This is a genomic window from Burkholderia sp. Tr-20390 (assembly GCF_017104595.1).
GTDB lineage: Bacteria > Pseudomonadota > Gammaproteobacteria > Burkholderiales > Burkholderiaceae > Burkholderia.
The window spans coordinates 1-25,397 of the sequence record NZ_JAAGPC010000124.1; the positions used below are offsets into that span (position 1 = coordinate 1).

24 protein-coding genes and 1 pseudogene are annotated in these 25,397 nt (G+C 64.5%); 10 read left to right on the forward strand and 15 right to left on the reverse strand.

What is annotated here, in order from left to right:
• Positions 1–200: pseudogene (locus G3N98_RS27175) on the forward strand (3-hydroxybutyrate dehydrogenase); the annotation flags it as partial.
• A 120-nt stretch (positions 201–320) separates the two neighbouring features.
• Here G3N98_RS27175 and G3N98_RS27180 read toward each other — a convergent pair.
• A complete protein-coding gene (locus G3N98_RS27180) occupies positions 321–1,520 on the reverse strand; it encodes an amino acid aminotransferase (protein ID WP_089473203.1) in 1,200 nt (399 codons plus the stop codon).
• A gap of 267 nt (positions 1,521–1,787) precedes the next feature.
• Here G3N98_RS27180 and uvrB point away from each other — a divergent pair, with 267 nt between their 5' ends.
• From uvrB to G3N98_RS27205, 5 genes are all read left to right on the forward strand, one after another.
• Positions 1,788–3,878: an excinuclease ABC subunit UvrB gene (gene uvrB / locus G3N98_RS27185; protein WP_089425833.1), complete on the forward strand. Its 2,091-nt coding sequence runs from the start codon at positions 1,788–1,790 to the stop codon at positions 3,876–3,878.
• Between the two features lie 219 nt (positions 3,879–4,097).
• On the forward strand, positions 4,098–4,649 hold the full coding sequence (locus G3N98_RS27190) for an iron transporter (protein WP_021163417.1): 552 nt from the start codon (positions 4,098–4,100) through the stop codon (positions 4,647–4,649).
• Between the two features lie 55 nt (positions 4,650–4,704).
• Positions 4,705–5,037: a cupredoxin domain-containing protein gene (locus G3N98_RS27195; RefSeq protein ID WP_027786891.1), complete on the forward strand. Its 333-nt coding sequence runs from the start codon at positions 4,705–4,707 to the stop codon at positions 5,035–5,037.
• Positions 5,038–5,095: 58 nt separating this feature from the next.
• On the forward strand, positions 5,096–5,938 hold the full coding sequence (locus G3N98_RS27200; RefSeq protein ID WP_027784952.1) for an FTR1 family protein: 843 nt from the start codon (positions 5,096–5,098) through the stop codon (positions 5,936–5,938).
• The gene (locus G3N98_RS27205; protein ID WP_174975521.1) at positions 5,935–7,332 is read left to right on the forward strand and encodes a 4Fe-4S binding protein; all 1,398 of its coding nucleotides are present in this window, start codon (positions 5,935–5,937) and stop codon (positions 7,330–7,332) included. The genes G3N98_RS27200 and G3N98_RS27205 overlap by 4 nt, the downstream gene beginning before the upstream one ends.
• Positions 7,333–7,602: 270 nt before the next feature.
• On the opposite strand, the gene G3N98_RS27210 is transcribed toward G3N98_RS27205, so the two are convergent.
• From G3N98_RS27210 to G3N98_RS27220, 3 genes are all read right to left on the reverse strand, one after another.
• Positions 7,603–7,854, reverse strand: a complete 252-nt coding sequence (locus G3N98_RS27210; RefSeq protein ID WP_039370075.1) for a hemin uptake protein HemP — start codon at positions 7,852–7,854, stop codon at positions 7,603–7,605.
• 138 nt (positions 7,855–7,992) lie between these two features.
• Positions 7,993–8,475, reverse strand: coding sequence for an SRPBCC family protein (locus G3N98_RS27215; protein ID WP_039370078.1), 483 nt, complete (start codon positions 8,473–8,475; stop codon positions 7,993–7,995).
• A 99-nt stretch (positions 8,476–8,574) separates the two neighbouring features.
• Positions 8,575–9,447, reverse strand: a complete 873-nt coding sequence (locus tag G3N98_RS27220) for a pirin family protein (RefSeq protein ID WP_206149733.1) — start codon at positions 9,445–9,447, stop codon at positions 8,575–8,577.
• Positions 9,448–9,569: 122 nt separating this feature from the next.
• Between G3N98_RS27220 and G3N98_RS27225 the strand changes: the two genes are divergently transcribed.
• Positions 9,570–10,544 carry a LysR family transcriptional regulator gene (locus G3N98_RS27225; protein WP_069248441.1) on the forward strand — a complete coding sequence of 325 codons (975 nt, stop codon included), beginning with the start codon at positions 9,570–9,572 and terminating at the stop codon, positions 10,542–10,544.
• A 415-nt stretch (positions 10,545–10,959) separates the two neighbouring features.
• On the opposite strand, the gene G3N98_RS27230 is transcribed toward G3N98_RS27225, so the two are convergent.
• From G3N98_RS27230 to G3N98_RS27270, 9 genes are all read right to left on the reverse strand, one after another.
• Positions 10,960–11,388 (reverse strand): biopolymer transporter ExbD, encoded by a 429-nt coding sequence (locus G3N98_RS27230; protein WP_039370086.1) that lies wholly within the window; start codon positions 11,386–11,388, stop codon positions 10,960–10,962.
• Positions 11,389–11,401: 13 nt separating this feature from the next.
• Positions 11,402–12,133: a MotA/TolQ/ExbB proton channel family protein gene (locus G3N98_RS27235; protein WP_085043642.1), complete on the reverse strand. Its 732-nt coding sequence runs from the start codon at positions 12,131–12,133 to the stop codon at positions 11,402–11,404.
• A 36-nt stretch (positions 12,134–12,169) separates the two neighbouring features.
• On the reverse strand, positions 12,170–12,901 hold the full coding sequence (locus G3N98_RS27240; protein ID WP_089473199.1) for an energy transducer TonB: 732 nt from the start codon (positions 12,899–12,901) through the stop codon (positions 12,170–12,172).
• Between the two features lie 218 nt (positions 12,902–13,119).
• Positions 13,120–13,356, reverse strand: a complete 237-nt coding sequence (locus tag G3N98_RS27245; RefSeq protein ID WP_039370093.1) for a (2Fe-2S)-binding protein — start codon at positions 13,354–13,356, stop codon at positions 13,120–13,122.
• 150 nt (positions 13,357–13,506) lie between these two features.
• Positions 13,507–14,367: a glutamate racemase gene (gene murI, locus G3N98_RS27250; RefSeq protein WP_206149735.1), complete on the reverse strand. Its 861-nt coding sequence runs from the start codon at positions 14,365–14,367 to the stop codon at positions 13,507–13,509.
• 39 nt (positions 14,368–14,406) lie between these two features.
• Positions 14,407–14,883, reverse strand: a complete 477-nt coding sequence (bfr, locus tag G3N98_RS27255) for a bacterioferritin (protein ID WP_011352652.1) — start codon at positions 14,881–14,883, stop codon at positions 14,407–14,409.
• Positions 14,884–15,077: 194 nt separating this feature from the next.
• Positions 15,078–16,601 (reverse strand): fumarate hydratase, encoded by a 1,524-nt coding sequence (locus tag G3N98_RS27260; protein WP_069248436.1) that lies wholly within the window; start codon positions 16,599–16,601, stop codon positions 15,078–15,080.
• Positions 16,602–16,635: 34 nt separating this feature from the next.
• Complete coding sequence (locus G3N98_RS27265; RefSeq protein WP_039370107.1) at positions 16,636–17,259, reverse strand: TIGR00645 family protein; 624 nt, start codon at positions 17,257–17,259, stop codon at positions 16,636–16,638.
• Between the two features lie 113 nt (positions 17,260–17,372).
• On the reverse strand, positions 17,373–18,266 hold the full coding sequence (locus tag G3N98_RS27270) for a DMT family transporter (RefSeq protein ID WP_206149737.1): 894 nt from the start codon (positions 18,264–18,266) through the stop codon (positions 17,373–17,375).
• 317 nt (positions 18,267–18,583) lie between these two features.
• Between G3N98_RS27270 and acs the strand changes: the two genes are divergently transcribed.
• The 3 genes from acs (at position 18,584) to G3N98_RS27285 (ending at position 23,018) form a co-directional block, all read left to right on the forward strand.
• Positions 18,584–20,566 (forward strand): acetate--CoA ligase, encoded by a 1,983-nt coding sequence (gene acs, locus G3N98_RS27275; RefSeq protein WP_089440622.1) that lies wholly within the window; start codon positions 18,584–18,586, stop codon positions 20,564–20,566.
• Between the two features lie 88 nt (positions 20,567–20,654).
• On the forward strand, positions 20,655–20,999 hold the full coding sequence (locus tag G3N98_RS27280) for a DUF4212 domain-containing protein (RefSeq protein ID WP_206149739.1): 345 nt from the start codon (positions 20,655–20,657) through the stop codon (positions 20,997–20,999).
• 3 nt (positions 21,000–21,002) lie between these two features.
• Positions 21,003–23,018, forward strand: coding sequence for a sodium:solute symporter family protein (locus G3N98_RS27285; protein ID WP_089456526.1), 2,016 nt, complete (start codon positions 21,003–21,005; stop codon positions 23,016–23,018).
• A gap of 65 nt (positions 23,019–23,083) precedes the next feature.
• On the opposite strand, the gene G3N98_RS27290 is transcribed toward G3N98_RS27285, so the two are convergent.
• Both G3N98_RS27290 and G3N98_RS27295 read right to left on the reverse strand, forming a co-directional pair.
• Complete coding sequence (locus tag G3N98_RS27290; RefSeq protein WP_241026100.1) at positions 23,084–23,659, reverse strand: hypothetical protein; 576 nt, start codon at positions 23,657–23,659, stop codon at positions 23,084–23,086.
• 175 nt (positions 23,660–23,834) lie between these two features.
• Positions 23,835–24,443, reverse strand: a complete 609-nt coding sequence (locus G3N98_RS27295; protein WP_206149742.1) for a DUF2939 domain-containing protein — start codon at positions 24,441–24,443, stop codon at positions 23,835–23,837.
• Positions 24,444–25,397 lie beyond the last annotated feature (954 nt).

Here is a 25,397-nt window from a genome sequence, read left to right on the forward strand (position 1 = left end):
AGCAGATTCCGGAGCAGGCGAAGGAGCTCGGGATCAGCGAAGAGGAAGTGGTGAAGAAGGTGATGCTCGGCAATACGGTCGACGGCGTGTTCACGACCGTTCAGGACGTCGCGCAGACGGTGCTGTTTCTGTCGGCTTTCCCGAGCGCCGCGCTCACGGGCCAGTCGGTCGTCGTCAGCCACGGCTGGTACATGCAGTGATGCGAGTGCGGGCGGGGTCGCTGCCCGCCGGTGAATGGCAAAAAAAAACGCGCTCCACGGAGCGCGTTTTTCATTTTGGCAGGGCGGGGCCAATGACGGCTGCCGCCTGCTCAAGCCGTGTTACTTCAGGACGGCTGCGACCGCATTGGCGACCACGTCGAGGTTGCGCGTGTTCAGCGCTGCGACGCAGATCCGGCCCGTGCCGACAGCGTAGATGCCGAACTCGTCACGCAGGCGATCGACTTGCGCCGAGGTCAGGCCCGAATACGAGAACATCCCGCGCTGCTCGTTGATGAAGCTGAAGTCGCGATCGACGCCGCTTGCCTTCAGGCGCTCGACGAGACCATTGCGCATCGCGCGGATGCGATCGCGCATTTCACCGAGTTCCTGCACCCACGAAGCGTGCAGTTCCGGCGAAGCGAGCACCGCTGCGACCACGGCGCCGCCATGGGTCGGCGGGTTCGAGTAGTTCGTGCGGATCACGCGCTTCAGTTGCGACAGCACGCGCGTCGCTTCTTCCTTGCTCGACGTGATGATCGACAGTGCGCCGACGCGCTCGCCGTACAGCGAGAACGACTTCGAGAACGACGACGACACGAATGCGTTCAGGTCAGCCGCGGCAAACAGGCGCACGGCAGCAGCATCGGCCTCGATGCTTTCGCCGAAACCCTGGTAGGCCATGTCGAGGAACGGCACGAGGTTGCGTGCCTTCACGACGTCGACGACCTGTTGCCATTGCGCTTCGGTCAGGTCCACGCCGGTCGGGTTGTGGCAGCACGCGTGCAGCACGACGACCGTACCTGCCGCGTAGCTGTTCAGTGCCGACAGCATGCCTTCGAAGTTCACGCCGTTGGTGGCAGCGTCGTAATACGGGTACGCAACGACTTCGAAGCCGGCTGCTTCGAACAGCGCGCGGTGGTTTTCCCAGCTCGGATCGCTGATCGCGACCTTCACGTTCGGGTTCACGGTGCGCAGGAAATCCGCGCCGATCTTCAGCGCGCCCGTGCCGCCCAGTGCCTGGGCCGTGACCACGCGACCTGCCGCGATCAGCGGCGAGTCGTTGCCGAGCAGCAGCTTCTGCACGGCCGCATCGTAGGCGGCGATGCCGTCGATCGGCAGATAGCCGCGGGGCAGGCCGGCTTCGACACGCACCTTCTCGGCTTCACGAACCGCGCGCAGCAGCGGAATCTTGCCTTCTTCGTTCGTGTACACACCGACGCCGAGGTTGACCTTGGTCGGACGCGCATCGGCGTTGAAGGCTTCGTTCAGGCCCAGGATCGGGTCGCGGGGAGCAAGCTGGACAGCGGAGAAGAGCGACATGATGATTCGGCAGTAGTGAAAAGAGGGTCAGGCTTTCAACGGGCGGGGCGGGCGCGGTAGATGGACCGCGCGCGGGCAGGCACGACGCCGGAAAGCGCAGCAGCCTGACATTGTAGCGAATTCACGCAGGCGGGGGCGGCGTTTCGGCGGCGAAATTCGGCCGGGAATCGCGATTTCGGGCGGCCGTCGCGCGTCAGGAGCCGGCAGCAGTTCGCGAGGCCGCGAAGCGCTAGAATGCTTTCTTTGCCCTCGCTCCGGCCGCATTCCATGTCCGAACATAAAGCCGAAACCGGCGACGCGCTCGACGAATCGAAATTCGTGACCTTCGAAGGGTCGCCATTCCAGCTGTATCAACCGTATCCGCCCGCAGGCGACCAGCCGACCGCGATCCAGACGCTCGTCGAAGGGGTCGAGGACGGCCTCTCGTTCCAGACGCTGCTCGGCGTGACGGGCTCGGGCAAGACCTTCACGATGGCGAACACGATCGCGCGGCTCGGCCGCCCGGCGATCGTGTTCGCGCCGAACAAGACGCTCGCCGCGCAGCTCTACTCGGAATTTCGCGAGTTCTTCCCGCGCAACGCGGTCGAGTACTTCGTCTCGTACTACGACTATTACCAGCCAGAAGCGTACGTGCCGCAGCGCGACCTGTTCATCGAGAAGGACTCGTCGATCAACGAGCACATCGAGCAGATGCGGCTGTCGGCGACGAAGAGCCTGATGGAGCGTCGCGACGTCGTGATCGTCGCGACGGTGTCGGCGATCTACGGTATCGGCAATCCGTCCGAATACCACCAGATGATCCTGACGCTGCGCGCCGGCGACAAGCTCGGCCAGCGCGACGTGATCGCGCGGCTGATCGCGATGCAGTACACGCGCAACGAGCAGGATTTCCAGCGCGGCACGTTCCGCGTGCGCGGCGACACGATCGACATCTTCCCGGCCGAACACGCGGAGCTGGCCGTGCGCGTCGAACTGTTCGACGACGAGGTGGAGACGCTGCAGCTGTTCGACCCGCTGACGGGGCGCGTGCGGCAGAAGATCCCGCGCTTCACCGTGTATCCGTCGTCGCACTACGTGACGCCGCGCGACACCGTGATGCGCGCGGTCGAGACGATCAAGGACGAACTGCGCGAGCGCCTCGAGTACTTTCACAACGACGGCAAGCTCGTCGAGGCGCAGCGCCTCGAGCAGCGCACGCGCTTCGATCTCGAGATGCTGCAGGAGCTCGGCTTCTGCAAGGGCATCGAGAACTACTCGCGACATTTCTCGGGCGCGGCGCCCGGCGATCCGCCGCCGACCCTCGTCGACTACCTGCCGCCCGATGCGCTGATGCTGCTCGACGAGTCGCACGTGCTGATCGGCCAGCTGAACGGCATGTACAACGGCGACCGCGCACGCAAGGAAAACCTCGTCAACTACGGGTTCCGGCTGCCGTCGGCGCTGGACAACCGGCCGCTGAAGTTCCCCGAGTTCGAACGCAAGATGCGCCAGGTCGTGTTCGTGTCGGCCACGCCGGCCGACTACGAGAAGAGCGTGACCGGGCAGATCGCCGAACAGGTCGTGCGGCCGACGGGCCTGGTCGATCCGGAAATCGAAGTGCGGCCGGCGAGCTCGCAGGTCGACGACGTGTTGGCCGAGATCAACGCGCGCGTGAAGGCCGAGGAGCGCGTGCTGATCACCGTGCTGACCAAGCGCATGGCCGAGCAGCTCACCGAGTTTCTGGCCGATCACGGGGTCAAGGTGCGTTACCTGCACAGCGACATCGACACGGTCGAGCGCGTCGAGATCATCCGCGACCTGCGGCTCGGCACGTTCGACGTGCTGGTCGGGATCAACCTGCTGCGCGAAGGGCTCGACATTCCCGAGGTGTCGCTCGTCGCGATCCTCGACGCGGACAAGGAGGGCTTCCTGCGCGCGGAGCGCTCGCTGATCCAGACGATCGGCCGCGCGGCGCGGAACGTGAACGGCAAGGCGATCCTCTACGCGGACAACATGACCGAGTCGATGAAGCGCGCGATCGGCGAGACCGAGCGGCGCCGTGCGAAGCAGATCGCGCACAACGAAAAGATGGGCATCACGCCGCGCGGTGTCGTGAAGCGCATCAAGGACATCATCGACGGCGTCTACAACGCGGACGAGGCACGCGCGGAGCTGAAGGAAGCGCAGCAGCGCGCGAAATTCGAGGACATGTCGGAAAAGCAGCTCGCCAAGGAAATCAAGCGCCTCGAGAAGCAGATGGCCGACTACGCGAAGAATCTCGAGTTCGAGAAGGCCGCCGCGACCCGCGACCAACTTGCGCTGCTGCGTGAGCGTGTGTTCGGCGCGAACGTCGGCGATCACGTCAACGGCGGCCGGTAAATCTTTCCAAGCGTCACCGAAACCCTGCGGTAACGAACCTGTAAGCCTTGTCGGATCAGGGGTTTACACGGCTCTCCGTTTGTTCCGAAACAGGTTCGGTGCTAAACTTCGTGATTATTGAGAATTGTTCGCATTAACGTTCTTTGTCGCGTTAGTGTTTTCAGTGGGCCGGCTGGCGGTCGGTCCGCATGGTTCCAGATCAAATAACAAGGAGTGTCCATGTTGGGTTCTTCGTTCATCCGCACGACGGTTGCGGTAGCGGCGGCGCTTGCCGCGATGTCGGCCTCGGCTGCCGAATATCCGATCGGCAAGCAGCAGATCCAGGGCGGCATGGAAATCGGCGCGGTGTACCTGCAGCCGATCACGATGGACCCGGAAGGGATGATGCGCAAGGCGTCGGATTCCGACATCCACCTCGAGGCCGACATCCATGCGGTCAAGAACAACCCGACGGGTTTTGCGGAAGGCGACTGGATGCCGTACCTGCAGGTCACGTACAAGCTGACGAAGCAGGGCGACACGAAGTGGAAGGCTGAAGGCGACCTGATGGGCATGGTCGCGAGCGACGGTCCGCACTACGGCGACAACGTGAAGCTGAACGGCCCGGGCAAGTACCACCTGACGATGGTCGTCAAGCCGCCGATGCAGACGGGCCACATGGCGTTCGGCCGTCACATCGACAAGGAAACGGGCGTGGGCGCATGGTTCAAGCCCATTACCCTCGAGTACGACTTCCCGTTCGCCGGTATCGGCAAGAAGGGCGGTTACTGATCGGTGGCATCACGAACGGCGCGCTTCGGCGCGCCGTCGGCGTAGAGAACCCAGAATGAAAATTCCCCAGAAAATCGTTGCCGCAGCCGCTGCGTTGTGGCTTGCCGGCGCAGCGTACGCTGCCGATCTGCCGACGTTCAAGCTCGAGATGACGGACGGCAAGCTGAATCCCGCCCGCATCGAAGTGCCGGCCGGCCAGCGTTTCAAGATCGAGATCAAGAACACCGGCAAGGGCGCCGCCGAATTCGAGAGCGTGCAACTGCGCAAGGAGAAGGTGCTCGCGCCGGGCGCCGATTCATTCGTGGTCGTCGCACCGTTGTCACCGGGTGAATACAAGTTTTTCGACGATTTCCACCAGCAGGCGCAGGGCGTGATCGTCGCGAAGTAATGCGTTTTATCTGCGCGCGGGCGTACCTGCCCGGTGTGCCGCGCGTCAGGAGGTATCGATGGGTCAGATCTTGTTCATCGTCTGGCGGGAGAGCGTCGAAGCGCTGCTCGTCGTCGGCATTCTCTATGCATGGCTGAAAAACGGCGACGACGACGCGCGCCGCGGCCTGCCTTTTCTCTGGGCCGGCGTCGGCGTCGGCTTGCTGATGGCCGTCGGCCTTGGTGCCGCACTGGTCGGTTTCACCGAAGTGCTGTCCGGCGACGCGCAGGACTACTTCCAGACCGCCATGGTGCTGATCGCATGCGTGTTGATCGTGCAGATGGTGCTGTGGATGCGCCGGCATGGTCGCACGCTGAAGCGCGACATGGAGCAATCGCTGCAGCAGAGCACGCGCGATTCGAACTGGTGGGGTGTCGCGGTGCTGGTCGCGCTTGCGATCGCGCGCGAAGGCAGCGAGACGGTGATCTTCCTGTACGGTCTCGGTTTCGGCCAATCGGGTCACGTCGACGGCAGCCAGATGCTCGCGGTCGTGATCGGCCTCGGCCTCGCGTTCCTCACGTTCTATCTGCTGCAACTCGGCGGCAAGTACTTCTCGTGGCGGCATTTCTTCCGCGTCACCGAAGTGATGCTGCTGTTCCTCGGCGCAGGCCTGTTCCAGACGGGCGTCGACAAGCTGATCGACAAGGAAATCCTGCCGCTCGGCATTTCGCAGGTGTGGGACACGTCCGCGATCCTCGATGATTCGGGCACGTTCGGCTCGCTCGTCGCCACGCTGACCGGCTATCGCGCTCATCCGGCGCTGACCAACCTGGTCGCGTATGCGGTGTACTGGGCGGTGGTCTGGCTGCTGATGAAGCGCGCGAGCCGTCGTCCGGCGGTTGCGGCAGGTCGCGCGGCATGAGCGTTGTCGCCGCAGCCAAGCAGGGCTGGCTCGCGCAGGCCGGCCAATGGATGCAGCGCCACGGTGCGCTGATCCGCGGCATCCAGTGGGCCGTCGTCGCCGTCTATGCGTTCCTGATCATCGTGCCGGCGGTGTTGCCGCTGCCGGACGACTCCGCACACCTGTGGAACAACCTCACGCTGATCGCGCAATTCACGTTCTGGGGCATCTGGTGGCCGTTCGTGCTGCTGTCGATGGTGATGCTCGGCCGTGTCTGGTGCGGCGTGCTGTGTCCGGAAGGTGCGCTCACCGAATTCGCGAGCAAGTTCGGCCGCGGCGGCCCGATTCCGCGCTGGATGCGGTGGGGCGGCTGGCCGTTCGTCGCGTTCGGGCTCACGACGATCTACGGGCAGATGGTGAGCGTGTACCAGTACCCGCTCGCGGTGCTGTTCGTACTTGGCGGCTCGACCGTCGGCGCGATCGTGATCGGCGTGCTGTACGGCCGCGAAAAGCGCGTGTGGTGCAAGTACCTGTGTCCGGTCAACGGCGTGTTCGGGCTGCTCGCGCGGCTCGCGCCGATGCGCTACAAGGTCGACGAGGATGCATGGCGCCGGTCGTACAAGAACGGCGAGCATGGGCATCGCGTGATTCCGATCAACTGTGCGCCGCTCGTGCCGTTGCGTAACATGAAGGGCGCGGCGGACTGCCACATGTGCGGCCGCTGCAGCGGGCACCGGGATGCGATCTCGCTGTCGTTGCGCTCGCCGTCCGACGAGGTCGTGAACCTCGGCGCGCAGCAGGCGAACCCGTGGGACACCGCGCTGATCCTGTACGGCCTGCTCGGCGTCGCGATCGGTGCGTTCCACTGGACCGTCAGCCCGTGGTTCGTGCAGATCAAGCAATGGCTTGCGGGCTGGCTGATCGACCATGACATCACGTGGCCGCTCGAGACCAATGCGCCGTGGTTCCTGCTCACGCACTATCCGGATCGTAACGACGTGTTCTCGTGGCTCGACGGCGGGCTGGTCATCAGCTACATCGTCGGCACGGGGCTCGTGTACGGCACGGCACTGCTGGTGCTGCTGGCCGGCGCGACGCTGATGCTCGGCCGCTTCGATCGCGTGCGGCTGCATCATCTTGCACAGGCGCTGATTCCGATTGCGGGCGCGGGTGTGTTCCTTGGCCTGTCGGCCACGACACTGTCGCTGCTGCGTGCCGAGCATGTGCCGCTCGGCTGGGCGACCGATGTGCGCATCGCGATCCTGGTCGGCGCCAACGCATGGAGTGCGTGGCTCGCGTGGAAAGTGACGGGGCGTTATGCGGGCTGGCCGCGCCGGCTTGCGGCGTTCGCGTGGTTCGCCGTCGCGCTTGCCGTCATCGACAGCGCGTGGTGGTTGATGTTCTGGGGTTTCTGAAGCGGATCGCGTGCCGCTTCGGCGGTCACGCAGCGACGCGGTAACGAACCTGGGCGGCATGCTTCACGCATCGGGCGCCCCAAAAAAAGCGACACGTCGAAGGACGTGTCGCTTTTTTTCTTCCTTGTGCGAGAACCAAAAAAGTGGCTTGGCTTGCTGCAACGGCTGCTTGAGTGTGTTTGCACGAAGGGGTCTAGATCTCGCGTGCAAGCCGTTACGCTGGCTACTGCCCAACACCTCTCAGGGAGGTGGTCCCCACAATACTCTGTCTTACTTCGTCAGGATCAGTTTGCCGAGCCGTGTGGCGCGCAACTGATAGGTCTCTCCGTTATGCGCGATGCTGACGTGGCTTTGGCCTTGCAGCAGCGCATCGCTGCTGACGACCCGCGTGCCTGCTTCGCGGTTGCCGGCGGGTTTCGCCGGCGTGGTGACCGCTGCCGTCTTCTGACGGCTGCTGCCTGCGGTGCCGGTCGTGCGGCGCAAGGTCAGCGTGGTCGGGGTCGGGCGCATGGTGTCGGTCATTCGGTTGATCGGTGACTGTCGATACGATGGAATGAATTCTAAATGATAACTATTCCCATTTACAAAAACTCTTTATCGATCGAAACGACGAACCTGATAGCTTGAATCAAAGGGGCGGCCCGCGGGCCGCCATCGGGCTCAGTGCAGCGGATCGGGGTCCTTGCGGCCCTGCGCGTATTCGCGAATCAGGCGGACGGTGTCGATATCCGACGTGCGGTACGCCTCCTTGACGATCCCGTGCGTCTGACGCGCGTCTTCGCTGTCGTCCGTGACGACCAGCGTCGTGCGGTATTCGAAACGCAGGAACAGCTCGTGATCGTCGCGTTCCTCGATCGTCATCGTCAGCGAGCCGCCGATCTCGCCGTCGGCGGCGAGGATGTCGTAGCGAACCTGCTGGTTCGGTGTGAACGTGACGTGGTCGCGCACGGTCGCGTGACCGTAGTGCAGCTCACGTTCGAGCGTCGTGTCCGTCCGTTCGTGGACGACACAGCTGTCGAGGCCGAGCACGAACAGTTGCGGCTGTTCGGCGCGCAACACGAGACCTTCCCAGAGCTGGTCGCGGGTGAGGGTCGGCACGGCCGGATCGTCGGAATTGATCTGGATCAGATGTTCGAAGTTCAAGGGGACGGGTTCCTTCTGGTGGCGGGCGGCCACGTGGTTCAAGAAGTCATTGTGACGCAAAACGGGCGGTTTCGCGGCACCTGCGCACCCGTCCGTGCGTCATGCTTCGATGCGCCCCATGCGACCGGCCTGGTAGTCGACGACCGCCTGCCGGATCTCTTCCTCGGTGTTCATCACGAACGGCCCGTAGCGGACGATCGGCTCGTTGAGCGGCACGCCGCCGATCAGCAGCAGGTCGAGCGGCGTGTCGCCGGCGGCGAACGTGACGGTGTCGCCGTCATCGCAGTACACGACCATGTGTCGTGCGTCGACCGCCTGCCTGGCGGGCCCGTAGAGGCCCGTTCCGTCGATCGGATAGGCGAACACACGATAGCCTGCCGGGACGGTCTGCGTGACCGATGCGCCCGGTTGCAGCGTGAAATGCTGGTAGAGGATCGGTGTGCGTGTCTCGATCGCGGCGCGGACGCCGAACGCTTCGCCGGCGATCACGCGCACCCGTGCGCGGCCGTCAGGTGAGGTCGCGGTCGGGATGCGGTCGGCGGGGATCTCCTGGTAGCGCGGCGCGATCAGCTTGTCGCGGCGCGGCAGGTTGACCCACAGTTGGAAACCGTGCGAGCGGCCGCCCGTTTGCGCGAATTCCGGGTCCGGCATTTCGCTGTGCACGACGCCGGCGCCCGCCGTCATCCATTGCACGTCGCCCGGGCCGAGCGTGCCGGCATGGCCGGACGAGTCGCGATGGCGGAAGCGCCCGTCGAGCGCGTAGGTCACGGTCTCGAAGCCGCGATGCGGATGGTCGGGGGCGCCCTTGGCTTCGCCGGGCGCGTAGTCGACGGGGCCCATTTCGTCGAGCAGCAGGAACGGATCGAAATCCATCAGCAGTCGGGTCGGGAACGGGCGGTGAACCACGAAGCCGCCGCCTTCGGTCGTGCGAAGCGCGGGGTAGGTGCGGTCAAGCGAGCGAGCGGTCGTCATGCGGAAGCCCTCGAAATCAACGGAATAGCGTTATTTTTGAAACATAGCGCTATTATATTGGGCGTTTTACCGTTCAATTCGCGAAGGTTCGCAATGGATTGTTCTGAAATTGGAACGATGACATGAATATCGATGCACATAACCTGAACGACCTCATGTACTTTTCGCAGGTCGTCGAACATGGCGGTTTCTCGGCCGCGGAGCGCGTGCTGGGCATCTCGAAATCGCGCCTGTCGCGGCGCCTGACCGAACTCGAGGCGGCGCTCGGCGTGCGTCTGCTGCAGCGCTCCACACGCAAGCTCGCGCTGACCGAGGCGGGGGAACTGTTCTACCAGCATTGCCAGGCGATGCTGGCCGAAGCGCAGGCGGCGATGAACGCGGTGCAGCAGTTGCGCTCATCGCCGCGCGGCTCGGTGCGCGTCAGCGTGCCCGTGACGCTGTCGCAGACGATGCTGTCGCGCATCCTGCCCGAATTCCTGCGTCGCTATCCCGAGGTGAAGGTGCACGTCCGCGTGACGAATCGCGTGATCGACCTGTTCGAGGATTCGATCGACGTCGCGCTGCGCGTGCGCTCGGAGCCGCCGCAGAACGCGAACATCGTCGTGCGGCCGCTGTGGCGCACCGAGCAGATGCTGGTCGGCGCGCCGAGCCTGCTGAGCCAGAATGCGCCGCCGCTGGTACCGGACGACCTGAGCGGCTTCGAGACACTCGATACGCCGAGCGTCGACGGGCGGCACGTGTTCAACCTGATCGCGCCGGACGGAACGCGTCACGTGCACGAGCACGACCCGCGGCTCGTGACGGCCGACCTGATGACGATCCGTGAAGCCGTGCTCGACGGCCTCGGCATCGCGGCATTGCCGGAGATGATGTACGGCAACGCGCTGAGGGCGGGGCAACTGTCGCCGGTGATGCCGGGCTGGACGTTGCCGGTGCCGCAACTGTACGCGGTGTTCGTGTCGCGACAGGGGATGCCGCCGGCGGTGCGTGCGTTCGTCGACTATCTGGTCGAGAAGCTCGATCATGGCGCCTACCAGGATCCGGGGTGCCCCGAACGCGCGAAGAAGGAAGCGGCGGCCGATGTTTCGGCGACCTGAACACGACGCGCACGGCGACGCAAATTTGTTTTGTCATTGAAGCGTCGCCTGCAATCGCAAGTTTCAATCGCCGGAACCTTGAATGCGCGTGCATGCGGGCCTATATTGAAATCCCATTTCGTGAAGGAAGTTCTGAGCGAAATCAGGTGGCCGCATATATTGTGAGCCAGATAGGGCAGAACGCGCAGTCCGTGCAGACCACGGCAGAGTCGCATTTGCGTTGCTCGAGGCGCAACCGATACCGCCAAAGAGCCCGCCGCCCGAAGGCGCCCGCGTGCGCATGAAAAAAGGCCTTCATCTGGCGATGAAGGCCTTTTACTTTGTGCGCGGCCGGCGAGGCGCGGCCGGCGAGGCGCGGCCGGCGAGGTGCGGCCGGCAAGGCGCCGGCGATGCGTTACCGCAAGACGTGCGCGCGTTACTTCGCTTTCGCGCCCGGCTCCGTCACGAAGCCGAGCTTCGTCAGGCCGCCTGCCTGCGCATCCGACATCACTTCCGCGACGTGTTCGTACGCGACCTTGCGATCCGCGCGAAGGTGCAACTCCGGCTGCGGCGTGCGCTTTGCCGCTTCCGCGATGCGTTCCTGCAATTGTGCGCGCGTGACCGTGTGGTCGTCCCACAGGATCGTGCCGTCACCCTGGATCGCGACGTCGACCGTCTGCGGTTTTTCGTCGACGGGCTGGCTGCTGGCGTGCGGCAGGTCGATCTTCACCGCATGCTGCATCGCCGGGATCGTCACGAGGAAAATGATCAGGAGTACGAGCATGACGTCGACGAGCGGCGTCATGTTGATCTCGCTCATCACTGCATCGTCGTCATCGTCGCTGAAACCGGTGTTCATTGCCATGGTTCACCCCGCCTCAGCTGGCGCGCGTCGCGAGACGCAGGCCGTCGCGCGTCGACGACGAGGCCAGGCTCGCGCCCGTCACGAAATACGCATGCAGACCGTGCGCGAAGCGACGCAGCTTGCTGACGACACCCTTGTTCGCGCGGGTGAGTGCGTTGTAGCCGAGCACGGCCGGGATCGCGACGAACAGGCCGAAGGCGGTCATGATCAGCGATTCGCCGACCGGGCCCGCGACCTGGTCGATCGACGTCTGGCCGGATGCGCCGATCGCGAGCAGGGCGTGGTAGATCCCCCAGACCGTGCCGAACAGGCCGACGAACGGCGCCGTGCTGCCGATCGACGCGAGGATCGCGAGACCGCTCTGCATGCGCGAGATGCCTTCGTCCATCGTGTCCTTCAGGCAGCGCGTGACCCAGTCCGACACGTCCATGCGATCGTGCAGGTGCGGTTGCGTCTGGTGGTGATGATCGGCGGCTTCCTTGCCCGACAGCGCGAGCGCGAGGAACGGGTTGTCGTTCGGCGTCGATGCGGCGAGGCCGAGCTTCTTGACGCCGTCGTCGAAGTTGTCCGAATGCCAGAATGCCTGTTCGGCGTTCTTCGTCAGGCGGTTCAGGCGGATCACGTTCCAGCCCTTGATGACGATCACGATCCACGACAGGACCGACATCACGAGCAGCGTGATCGCGATGGCGCGCGTGACGAAATCACCTTGCGCCCAGACGTGCGCGATACCGTAGCTTTGCATTTTCTTGTTTCCTTTGAATCTACCGAATATGACGGGTTAGTCGTCAAGCGTGAAGTTGAAGGGCAGCGTATGGGCGGCGCGGATCGCCTGGCCGTTCTCGATATACGGCGGGCAGGTGCTGGCGCGCGTCGCGTCGAGCGCGGCTTCGTCGAGACGCGGGTAGCCGCTGCTCTTCTGCAGCTGGACGCTTTCGATCTTGCCCGTCACGCCGATGATGAAGTGAACATAGGCCGTGCCCGTTTCGCCGCGACGGCGCGACATCGACGGATAGGTCGGCTTGACGAAATTGCAGGTGAGCGCCGACACGTTCTTCGGCGCGCTGACCTGCATCGTCTCGCGCGCCGGGCCGGGTGCAGCAGCCGGTGCAGCAGGCGCCGGCGCGGCCGGAGCCGGTGTCGGGTCGGCCACTGCCGGCGCGGGCGTCGGCGACGGTGCCTGCGAGACGGGTTGAGGCGTCGGGACCGCCTTCTGCACCGGCTTCGGCTCGACCTTCGGCTTCACGCGCGGCGTGGGCTTGGGCGGCGTGGGCTGCTGCGCGGCCGACTGGACCGCGACCGGCTGGGCAGGAGGGGCAGGCGGAATGAGCTGCGCGGTGATCGACTGAACCTCGATCTCCTTCGGCGGCGGCGGCGCGTTGCGATGGAGCCAGGCGGCCGTCAGCATGATCGCATGTGCGGCAAGCACACCGACCGCGACGACGATCACTCGGGGATTCATACGTGGTGCAGCCGGCACGGCGCCGGCAGGAGCGAGATGCGAAGCCTGCATGTTAGCTTGAAAGAACGATGTCGCACCCGGGGCGCGGCGGGTGAATCGGCATCACTTGCGGAAGATCAGCAGCGAGATGCAAACGGTGGTCACAAATCCGATCAGCAATTCCATGACAGGCTCCTTGGCAGGTAAGCCGCTGGCTCGCGCAGACGGTGGCTTGCTGACGGTCAAAACAAAAAATGCGGCCTGGGCCGCATGCGCACACTCGGCGCCGGTCAGGCGGCCTTGCGTTCGTAGAACGTGACCGGGATCGGGTGAGCGTGATGCTCGACACCGCACCGGCTCGCGCAGACGCCTTGTTCGGCCATGAGGTCGCGTACGGACTCCTCGCACTTGCCGCAGCACGTGGCCACGCCAAGCTCGAACTGGAGTTCATCGAAAGAGTTCACGCCCTCTGCGAGGGACGCGCGAATCTTGCGATCGGAAACAGACTTGCACACGCAGACGATCATGATGAGTTGCGATAGCTAACGGTAATGCGAATTATTATCATTAAATTTGTGGACGTTGACAAGCCTGGGGCAGGCTTTTTTTAAGGGCATCGGACCCTTGAAACGTCGGGAGGGTGGAGCGGTACGCGGAAGAGGGCGTGCCGGGCGGTATCAGGCGGTCGCGCAGGCGCGCGCGTTCGGCGAGGAAATGGTGACGGATTCGACCGGCGCAGCGAGGCCGAGCAGCGTCGAGGCGAGCACCTGCAACTGGCGGCCGTCGCTGGTCGAGCAGAAGCGGGGCGGTGCCGCGCGCGTGCCGGCCGGTGCGCGCAGGTGGCGTTCGTCGAGCACCCGCACGAGCTGGCGCGCGATCGCGTCGCTGGTGTCGACGAGCGTCAGGCGCTCGCCCACAAGGTCACGAATCGTTTCCGTGAAGAACGGGTAATGCGTGCAGCCGAGTACCAGCGTATCGGCGCCGTCGTCGAGCATCGGCTGCAGGTAGCTGTCGAGCAACGCGCGCAACGCGGGCGAATTCGTATCGCCGCGCTCGATGGCCTCGACGAGCCCGTGGCCGGGCTGGCAGATGAAGCGGCGGCCGGCGCCGTAGCGGTCGAGCAGCGCCTGGAAGCGCGGGCTGTTCAGCGTCGACTGCGTGGCCAGGACACCCGCGACGCCGCTCGCGGACACGGCGGCGGCGGGCTTGATGCCCGGCTCGACGCCGACGAGCGGCATCGACAGATGTTCGCGGACCGTGGCGATCGCACGTGCGGTCGCCGTGTTGCACGCGATGACGAGCGCTTTCGCCCCTTCGCGGGCCAGCCACTCGCCGATTGCCAGCGTGCGTTCCGTAATGAACGCCTCGTCGCGCGGACCATACGGCGCATGGTGCGAATCGGCGACGTAGATGAACGATTCGTCGGGCAGCTGCGCGCGCACGGCGCGCAGCACCGACAGGCCGCCCAGCCCTGAATCGAAGATGCCGATGGGCGCGACGGTCGTGGCCGTCGCAGGAATAGCGGAAGGTGTCGACATGAACGGGCTGGGGGCGGTAACGGGAAGCGTGGAGCGAGTTTACTCCGGCGACCCCATCATCGTTTGCTGGTAGTTCTGCAGGCCGACCTTGCCGATCAGGTCGATCTGCGTTTCCAGCCAGTCGATGTGCTCTTCGGTGTCGTCGAGGATCTTTTCGAAGATCTCGCGCGACACGTAGTCACGCACCGATTCGCAGTAGGCGATCGCTTCCTTGCAGGTGGACTGCGAGATCTGTTCGAGCTTCAGGTCGCACTTCAGGATCTCTTCGGTTTCCTCGCCGACGAGCAGCTTGTGCAGGTCCTGCAGGTTCGGCAGGCCGTCGAGCATGAAGACGCGCTCGATCAGCCAGTCGGCGTGCTTCATTTCGCCGATCGACTCGTCGTACTCGTGCTTGCCGAGCTTCTCGAGGCCCCAGTGCTTGTACATGCGCGCATGCAGGAAGTACTGGTTGATCGCCGTGAGTTCATTCTTCAACTGGGCGTTCAGATATTCGATGACTTTCTTGTCGCCTTGCATGGCTTGTTCCTTGTTCAGTGGGGCTTCAGAAACCGAACGATAATCGCTCGAACGAGAAAAGCCAAGCCTCGAAGCCTTGCCGGGCCTGCCTTTTGCGTGTAATGAGAATCAGCCTCGAACAACCGGCCACACACAATAATGAGAATGAGAAGTAAAAAGGCCGGACTCGCGTCCGGCCTTTCGTTCGATCGCGCTTAAGCGGCTGCGACCGGGATCTTGCCGATCTTCGCTTGCCACTCCTTCGGACCGGTCTGGTGCACCGACGTGCCCGACGAATCGACGGCGACCGTCACCGGCATGTCCTGCACGTCGAACTCGTAGATCGCTTCCATGCCGAGGTCTTCGAACGCGAGCACCTTCGCACCGCGGATCGCCTTCGACACGAGATAAGCCGCGCCGCCGACGGCCATCAGGTAGGCCGCCTTGTGCTTCTTGATCGCGTCGATCGCGACCGGGCCGCGCTCGGCCTTGCCGACCATCGAGATCAGCCCGGTTTGCGCGAGCATCGTCTCGGTGAACTTGTCCATGCGCGTGGCCGTCGTCGGGCCTGCCGGGCCGACCACTTCGTCGCGGACCGGATCGACCGGGCCGACGTAGTAGATCACGCGGTTCGTGAAGTCGACCGGCAGCTTCTCGCCCTTCGCGAGCATGTCGGCGATGCGCTTGTGTGCAGCGTCGCGGCCGGTGAGCATCTTGCCCGACAGCAGCAGCGTCTGGCCCGGCGTCCAGCTCGCGACTTCTTCCGGCGTCAGCGTGTTCAGGTCGACGCGCTTGCTGGTTTCCGTGTTCGGTTCCCAGTTGACCTTCGGCCATGCGTCGAGCGACGGCGCTTCAAGCTTGGCCGGGCCCGAGCCGTCGAGCACGAAGTGCGCATGGCGCGTCGCCGCGCAGTTCGGGATCAGCGCGACCGGCTTCGATGCCGCGTGCGTCGGTGCCGCCATGATCTTCACGTCGAGCACCGTTGCCAGGCCGCCGAGGCCCTGGGCGCCGATGCCGAGTGCGTTGACCTTCTCGTGCAGTTCGACGCGCAGTTCCTCGACCCAGTCCTTCGGGCCGCGCGCGATGATTTCCTGGATGTCGATCGGCTCCATCAGCGATTCCTTCGCCATCAGCATCGCCTTTTCGGCGGTGCCGCCGATGCCGATCCCCAGCATGCCGGGCGGGCACCAGCCCGCGCCCATCGTCGGGACCGTCTTCAGCACCCAGTCGACGATCGAGTCGGACGGGTTCAGCATCACGAACTTCGACTTGTTCTCCGAGCCGCCGCCCTTCGCCGCGACCTGCACGTCGACCTTGTCGCCCGGCACGATCTCGTAGTGGATCACGGCCGGCGTGTTGTCCTTCGTGTTCTTGCGGGCGCCTTCCGGCGGATTGACGATCGACGCGCGCAGTACGTTGTCCGGGTGCGTGTAACCGCGGCGCACGCCTTCGTTGATCATGTCGGTGAGGCCCATCGTCGCGCCGTCCCAGCGCACGTCCATGCCGACCTTCACGAAGATCGTGACGATACCGGTGTCCTGGCAGATCGGGCGCTTGCCTTCCGCGCACATGCGGCTGTTCGTGAGGATCTGCGCGATCGCATCCTTCGCGGCCGGGCTCTCTTCCAGTTCGTACGCGCGGCCGAGGGCCTGGATGTAGTCGAGCGGATGGTAGTAGCTGATGTACTGCAGCGAATCCGCGATGCTCTGGATCAGGTCTTCCTGTTTGATGACGGTCATGGCTGAGACTCTGTGGGGACAGTGGGGAATGCGTTTATGCGTTGACGGCTGCGTCGGCCGGCTTGCGGGGCTCGTTCGCCGCGGGCGCGTGCGCGCCGTGGGCGTGCGGCTCGTGGAAATGGGCCGGGTGCGTGTGCGTCGTCAGGCGGTCGACCCACGCCATCACGAGCGCCGACACCAGGAACGACACGTGGATGATCACCTGCCACATGATCGCGTGCATCGTGTGCTGGTCGGGGTTGATGAACGTCTTCAGCAGGTGGATCGACGAAATGCTGATCAGCGCCATCGAGAGCTTGACCTTCAGCACGCCCGCGTTCACGTGGTCGAGCCATTCGGGCTCGTCGGGGTGGCCCTCGATGCCGAGGCGCGACACGAACGTCTCGTAACCGCCGACGATCACCATGATCAGCAGGTTCGAGATCATCACCACGTCGATCAGGCCGAGCACCGCGAGCATCACGCTGATTTCGTCGAGGCTCGTCGCATGCGACAGCAGGTGCCAGACTTCCTTCAGGAACAGGAACACGTAGACGGCCTGCGCAACGATCAGGCCGAGGTAAAGCGGAACCTGGAGCCAGCGGCTCATGAAAATCAGCGCGGGAAGCGGGCGAAGCGGGCGACGCGCGGGGCGGCCGGGCGAATGCGGGGCAGACATGGTGGACAGTCGGGCGCGGTGCGCAGGTATCGGGGGTAATCTTGAAAAGGCGCGCTATTGTAACGCGTCGGCCGGCGCGACTGCAGTGACGCGCCGGCGCTGCCGGGGACGGATCAGGAGGCGGCGGCCGGCACGCGTTTCACGCGCAGGCTGGCGAGCACGATGCCGGTGACGACGCACGCGAGCGCGATGCCGTGGGCGAGCGTCGGGCGCTCGCCGAGGCACGCGATGCCATACGCGGCGGCCGCGACCGGCAGCACCGCGCTGAACACGCCGGCGAGGCTGCCCGGCACGTGCCGGATGCCTTTCATCCACAGCCAGAACGAGAAGATGCTGGCCGACAGGCCATACCAGACGACGAGCGCCCAGGTGCCGGCCGGCACGCTCGCGTAATCGAAATGCCACATGGCCGTCGCGCCGAGCGGCAGCATCAGGCACAGGCCGAACAGGTGCGTGTACGCGCAGATGTCGATTGGCGCGAGCGTCTGCGTGAGGCGGCGCGACAGGATCACGTAGATCGATTCGCAGCACACCGCGCCGAGGATCAGCAGGTTGCCGGTCAGCGACGACGTGCCGTGCCCGGCCGCGCTGGCGTTCGCGAGGTTGATCGTCACGACGCCGGCGATCGCGAGTGCGATCGACACGAGCGCACGGCCGTTCGGTTTTTCACGCAGGATCAGCCACGCGAACAGCGCGACGATCGCCGGGATCGTGCTGGTGATCACGCCTGCCGCGACCGCGCTCGTGCGCTGCACGCCGTTCAGCATCAGCAGCGTGAACATGAAGGTGCCGAAGAACGCCTGCAGGAACAGGTTCAGCCATTCGCCGCGCTTGACCGTGCGCATTTTCACCGGGCTGAACAGCGGCCACAGCACGGCGATCGCGATCACGAAGCGCAGCGTGGCGAGGATGGCGACGGGGACGAAGACGACGATCGATTTACCGATACCGACGTTGCTGCCGACGAACAGCATCGACAGCACGAGAAAGAAAGCGTAGCGATTCAAGCTGGAATCCGGAAGGCGAGTTCAGTTAGGATTGTAGGGTCGCGCTCGTTACAGCGTAAAGCTGCACGCGGGCGCCGCCCAAAGGGCGAAACGGCCGTGCCGCGTAAGTGACGGGTAAGTTCGAGCGCTTATCGTGGAAACTGTCGGGTCGCCCGGTCGCCATCGTGTGACGTGGTGCGGCGCAGCATCGCGCAGCGGCCTTCGGGCCGTGCGCGGGTGGTGGGTAGGAGACAGCGGCGCGCTTGCGCCGGCCAAGACGCGCGGCGCGCACGATCGCGCCGCCATGCAGAGGATTCATGTTCACCAAGGGGTAGTCGATGTCTGCGATTGAATCGGTTCTTCACGAAACCCGTCAGTTTGCGCCGCCCGCGGCGCTCGAACAGGCGGCGACCATTTCCGGCATGCCGGCCTATCGTGCGCTCGCCGCCGAAGCCGAAAACGATTACGAAGGATTCTGGGCGCGGCTCGCGCGCGAGGGTCTCGCGTGGCACAAGCCGTTCACGAAAGTGCTCGACGAGTCCAACGCGCCGTTCTACAAGTGGTTCGACGACGGCGAGCTGAACGCGTCGTACAACTGCCTCGACCGCCACGTCGAAGCCGGTAACGGCGAGCGCGTCGCGGTGATCTTCGAAGCCGACGACGGCACCGTCACGCGCGTCACCTATGCGGATCTCCTCGCACGCGTATCGCGGTTCGCGAATGCGCTGAAGAAGCGCGGGATCGGCAAGGGCGACCGCGTCGTCATCTATATCCCGATGTCGATCGAAGGCATCGTCGCGATGCAGGCCTGCGCGCGCATCGGCGCGACGCACTCGGTCGTGTTCGGCGGCTTCTCCGCGAAGTCGCTGAACGAGCGGCTCGTCGACGTCGGCGCGACGGCGCTCGTCACGGCCGACGAGCAGGCGCGCGGCGGCAAGACGCTGCCGCTGAAGAGCATCGCGGACGAAGCGATCGCGCTGGGCGGCTGCGAGGCCGTGAAGAGCGTGATCGTCTATCGCCGCACCGGCGGCAAGATCGACTGGCATGCCGGGCGCGACCTGTGGATGCACGAACTGACGGCCGGCGAATCCGACCAGTGCGAGCCGGAATGGGTCGGCGCAGAGCATCCGCTGTTCATCCTGTATACGTCGGGCTCGACCGGCAAGCCGAAGGGCGTGCAGCACAGCACGGGCGGCTACCTGTTGTGGGCCGCGCAGACGATGAAGTGGACCTTCGACTGGAAGCCCACCGACGTGTTCTGGTGCACGGCCGACATCGGCTGGGTCACCGGCCACACGTACATCACGTACGGCCCGCTCGCCTGCGGCGGCACGCAGGTCGTGTTCGAAGGCGTGCCGACCTACCCGGACGCCGGGCGTTTCTGGAAGATGATCGGCGACCACAAGGTCACCGTGTTCTACACCGCGCCGACCGCGATCCGTTCGCTGATCAAGGCGGCCGAGGCCGACGACAAGGTCCATCCGAAAAGCTACGACCTGTCGAGCCTGCGCATCATCGGCACCGTCGGCGAGCCGATCAATCCGGAAGCATGGATGTGGTATCACAAGCACGTCGGCCAGGAACGCTGCCCGATCGTCGACACGTGGTGGCAGACCGAGACGGGCGGCCACATGATCACGCCGCTGCCGGGCGCGACGCCGACCGTGCCCGGTTCGTGCACGCTGCCGCTGCCGGGCATCATGGCCGCGGTGGTCGACGAAACCGGCCAGGACGTGCCGAACGGGCAGGGCGGCATCCTCGTCGTCAAGCGCCCGTGGCCCGCGATGATCCGCACGATCTGGGGCGACCCGGAGCGTTTCAAGAAGAGCTACTACCCCGAGGAACTCGGCGGGCGCCTGTATCTGGCCGGCGACGGCACCGTGCGGGACAAGGACACCGGCTACTTCACGATCATGGGCCGGATCGACGACGTGCTGAACGTGTCGGGCCACCGGCTCGGCACGATGGAAATCGAATCGGCGCTGGTCTCGCACGAACTCGTGGCCGAGGCGGCCGTTGTCGGCCGTCCGGACGATACGACGGGCGAGGCGGTGGTTGCGTTCGTGGTGCTGAAGCGCTCGCGTCCGGAAGGCGAGGAAGCGGCGGCGCTGGCGAAGACGCTGCGTGACTGGGTCGGCAAGCAGATCGGGCCGATCGCGAAGCCGAAGGACATCCGCTTCGGCGACAACCTGCCGAAGACGCGCTCGGGCAAGATCATGCGGCGCCTGCTGCGTTCGCTCGCGAAGGGCGAGGCGATCACGCAGGACACGTCCACGCTCGAGAATCCGGCCATCCTCGAGCAGCTCGCCGAAGTGCGCTGATCGGCACGCACCGGTTGCGCATCACGCGCACGAGCCCCTGCGCGGCAATCCCGATTGCCCGCGCAGGGGCTTTTTGTTACATAACGGCATGACCGTTCCGACCCGTCCCGCGCCTGCCGCGGCGCCCCCCGTTCCCGAGCCGCTCGCGCGTGCCCACGCACGCTACTGGCGCTTCAACGTCGCGCTGATCGCGGTGCTGATGGTGATCGGCTTTTCGGTATCGTTCATCGTGCCGTTCTTCGGGCCCGCGCTCGCCGGGATCCGCTTCGCCGGGTTCAGCCTGCCGTTCTACGTCGGCGCGCAGGGCGCGATTCTCGTGTACCTCGTGCTGATCGTCGTCTACATCGGGCTGATGCAACGCGCGGACCGCACGCTGCGCCGTGCGTACGACGATCATGCGGCACACGCCGGCTACGCGAACGGTGGACGCTGATCCATGCTGACGCATCGACTGATCCGCGCCTACGCGCTCTACACGCTGGGGTTTCTCGGGTTCGTGCTGCTGATGTGGCGGATCGAGCGGGCCACCGGCTCCGGCGTCTGGATCGGCTACGTGTTCCTGTTCGTGCCGATTGCCGTATATGCGGTGATCGGGCTGCTGTCACGCACGTCCGATCTCGTCGAATACTACGTGGCCGGGCGGCGCGTGCCGTCTGCCTTCAATGGGATGGCGACCGCGGCCGACTGGTTGTCGGCCGCATCGTTCATCGGCCTGGCCGGATCGCTCTACGCGACCGGCTACGATGCGCTCGCCTACGTGATGGGCTGGACGGGCGGGTTCTGCCTCGTCGCGTTCCTGCTCGCGCCGTATGTGCGCAAGCTCGCGCGCTACACGATTCCCGATTTCCTCGGTACGCGCTTTTCGAGCACGGCCGTGCGCGCGCTGGCGGCCGGTGCGGCGATCCTGTGTTCGTTCGTGTATCTGGTCGCGCAGATCCAGGGGATCGGCCTGATCGCGACGCGCTTCATCGGCGTCGATTTCGCGATCGGGATTTTTTGCGGGCTCGCGGGCATCCTCGTGTGCTCGTTTCTCGGCGGGATGCGCGCGGTCACGTGGACGCAGGTCGCGCAGTACATCATCCTGATCAGCGCGATCCTGATTCCGGTGTCGCTGATCGCGATGAAGAACGGGCTCGGCCCCGTGCCGCAGTTCAATTACGGCAAACTGATGGAGCGCGTCGCGGCGCGCGAGGCGCAGGTGCGCGATGCGTTCGACGAGCAGCGGGTGCGCGACGCGTACCGCCGGCAAGCCGCGGATATCCAGACGCGCCTCGACCGGCTGCCGGCATCCTATGCGGACGCGCGGCGGCATCTCGCCGACCAACTGGCCGACCTTCGGCGTCACAACGGGCCGCTGCGCGAGATCAGCCTGCGCGAGCGGGAACTGGCCGACTTCCCGCGCGATCCGGCGGCGGCGCGCGTCGCGTGGACGCAGGCGCGCGACGACCTGCTGGCCCGTGCCGAGCCGCCCGTGCCGATGCACGAGCCGTTTCCCGCCGCGAGCGAAGACGAACGCAAGCCGCGCGAGCGGAATTTCCTTGCACTGCTGCTGTGCCTGTCGCTCGGCACCGCGAGCCTGCCGCATATCCTGACGCGCTACAACACGACCACGTCGGTCGCGTCCGCACGGCGCTCGGTCGGGTGGACGTTGTTCTTCATCGCGCTGTTCTACCTGAGCGTGCCGGTGCTCGCGGTCCTGATCAAGTACGAGATCCTCGCGAACCTCGTCGGGCGGCCGTTCGCCGAATTGCCGGCGTGGGTCACGCAATGGCATCACTTCGAGCCCGACCTGATCAGTGTCGTCGAAGTGATTCGCGACGGCATCGTGCACTGGTCGGAAATCCAGATGCAGCCGGACATGGTCGTGCTGGCCGCGCCGGAGATCGCCGGGCTGCCGTATGTCGTGTCGGGGCTGATCGCGGCCGGTGCGCTGGCCGCGGCGTTGTCGACCGCGGACGGGCTGCTGCTGACGATCGCGAACGCGCTGTCGCACGACGTCTATTACTGCATGGTCGCCCCCGATGCATCGAGTCAGCGGCGCGTGACGATCTCGAAGGTGTTGCTGCTCGGTGTCGCGCTGTTCGCGTCGTATGTCGCGTCGCTCAATACCGGGAAGATCCTGTTTCTCGTCGGTGCTGCGTTTTCGCTGGCGGCATCGAGCTTCTTTCCGGTGCTCGTGCTCGGCGTGTTCTGGAAGCGCACGACGACGCGTGGCGCGATCGCCGGGATGGTGACCGGGCTCGCCGTGTGCGTGTACTACATCGTGTCGACCTATCCGTACTTCACGCAGCTGACGGGGTTTGCGGGGAGCACGTGGTTCGGGATCGAGCCGATCAGCTCGGGGGTGTTCGGGGTGCCGGCGGGTTTTGCCGTGGCGATCGTGGTGAGTTTGTGCGATCGAAAGCCGGATGAATATACGCGGGCGCTGGTGGATTACATCCGGCATCCGTGATGCGGGTGTCGTGCGGCATTGCTCAAGTGCCGCGGCCAGTCCGTGTTGGCGCCGTCGCGGATGGGTCAGAGCGCTGAAATGCCGAGCTCGGCCCCCTTGGCCGCCTGCACCCGGCTGAAGTCACAGCTTCCGTCCGTCACGCCCTTGGCGTTCGGGATGGCGACGCAGACATAGGCACGGATGCCATGCGGCAAGGCCACGTGGCGGAACTCGCCAACCTTGATCGTCGCGACCCGATCGACGGCAAATTGATCGTTGATCGGCGTTACGCCCGACGGGATCGACATGGTCACTTCCGACGTGGCGTTCCCGGCTTGCGATTTCAGCGTCTGGCTGCTGCCGATCTCTCCGTTGACCGTGAAGCGTATGGCTGCCTGTCCTTCGGACACGCGCTGGACTGTGACCGCGAGCGTCGGCTTGGCGATTCCCGCCGCGCATTTGGCGGCAGCACATTCGCGGACGGAAAGCAGCGTGCGGAATTGGGCTGCAGGCTGACCGATGGCCGACAGGTCGGTCGACGATCCGCCGTCGCGCAGCGATTTTTCGAGCGGCGGGGGAGCGGTCACCGCGACGGTGGTGCTGATCGACGCGGGCGAAAATGCCGTCGCGCAAGCGGACAGCATCGTCGCAGCAATAGCCATCGTGGCGAACCGTGGACTCAATCGCATGGATCTGACTCGCGGTGATGAAACCCTGGATATCGTCAGGAGAATACACATCTTTAGCGTGCGGTGTTCGGGAGTTACGGTGCGCCGCACGCTCAGATCAAGCAGGGAAGCGGGCCGGCTGCGCACGGCCCGAGCCGCTTCCTGGTGATCAGTTTGAACCGAATTTGTCGATCGGCAGATTAACTGCGCTCAGCTTCCAGGACCAGAGGCCGTCACGCTTGAGGATGAATGTCACCTCGTCGTCTGTTCCTTTTCGCGCAGTTGCGGTGACGGTCGACCAGTTCTTGTAGCCGGCCGAATAGTTGGCTTTCGGCTTGCTGCTCGTTGTTTGCGGCGCGGTGCCGCCGTCGGACCCCGATTGGGCCGTTTCCGATGGTTCGGGAGAGGAGGCCTGCACGCTGGAGCGTGCAGGCTTGGCTGCGCCCTGGGCCATCATGGTCATGACGCCCGCCGGCGTAACCATCGTGTCGATGGCCTGATTCACGAAACCCATCGCCATCACCATTCCCAGATCGGCGAATGGATTGCCGTTCATCTCGGGGGAATTCGCCATTTTCGCCTGCATCATGGTTATGAGTTGCGCACGCAGGCTTTCTCGCACCGATGGAAAATCGACATAGGAAGAAAACGAGTCGGCATCGTTGTCGGCCAAGGCCGATCGCATCTGATACAGGGTGATATACGGGCTCGCATAACTGGACGCCACGCCCGCGGCTATTGCGATTCCGGCGATCGCCAGCAGTTTCTTATTTTTCATGGTCTCTACACGCGTTCATATTGTTTATCGGGACGTTATTTTAACGGTCACATACCGGAAACTTGAGTGGCCGACAATCCGCGATGCGAATTTACGATCGTTATTCAATTTCGAATGACGGACTGAATGGGTGTCGTCTGGTCGAAAAAAGGCAATGCGGCGACAAGAAATGCATTGAATTGCCTGGCCGTCGCCCGCGCTTGATGCCTGATGACGAAATCGAGGTGAAGCGCCTGATGGCGAGCGTGTCTGCGTAGCGCGCATCGGGGGCGCGGCCAATGGTCGCCGCACTGACCGACGATCGGCGGGCGCTTCAGCGTGCAGAAATGGAAAACGGGCCGCCGAAATATAGGCTGATGCCTTTATTACCGCCCAAACCGGGCGCTGAAATGCCAAAACGAGGCTCGATATTGGTTTCCAGTCCGCTCAGAATCCGCTCAAGCGACGCCGAATCAAGGTTCTGACGACTTAACGACCTCATAGCGACGCTTCCGCCTCGTTTTTTCCACGGTAATCTGCGAAAGATACTGACATTGAGCGCACCAGTTGCCGGCTGATGAAACCTGCCGGGGCCTCGCCCACCATCGATGGCCGCGCGAACACTCCCATTCGAGCCTCGTGTTGTTGTCGACATAGTGCTCAGATACGCACATGCCGCCCCGGTCCGCAGCAATCGATCGCATCAATTCGATGCCCTGCCGCTGTCTGTCTTCGGTACGACATGTCGGACACCAGTGCCCCTTCAAGATTTCCGTACCCCACGCCATCCACTCGTGTCCCCGCTCGCACTGAAATGGGTAACGAGCCTGAATACGTTGATAGCCGGATTGACCTTACCCCGCCGAGTACACCATTCGTAAGTTAGTGGGCTCGCCGGTTTTCGGTTGATGCAGTTGCCGGAATTGGTCCGGCGCCAGTTGCCCAAGGGCACTATGCGGACGCACCGAGTTGTAG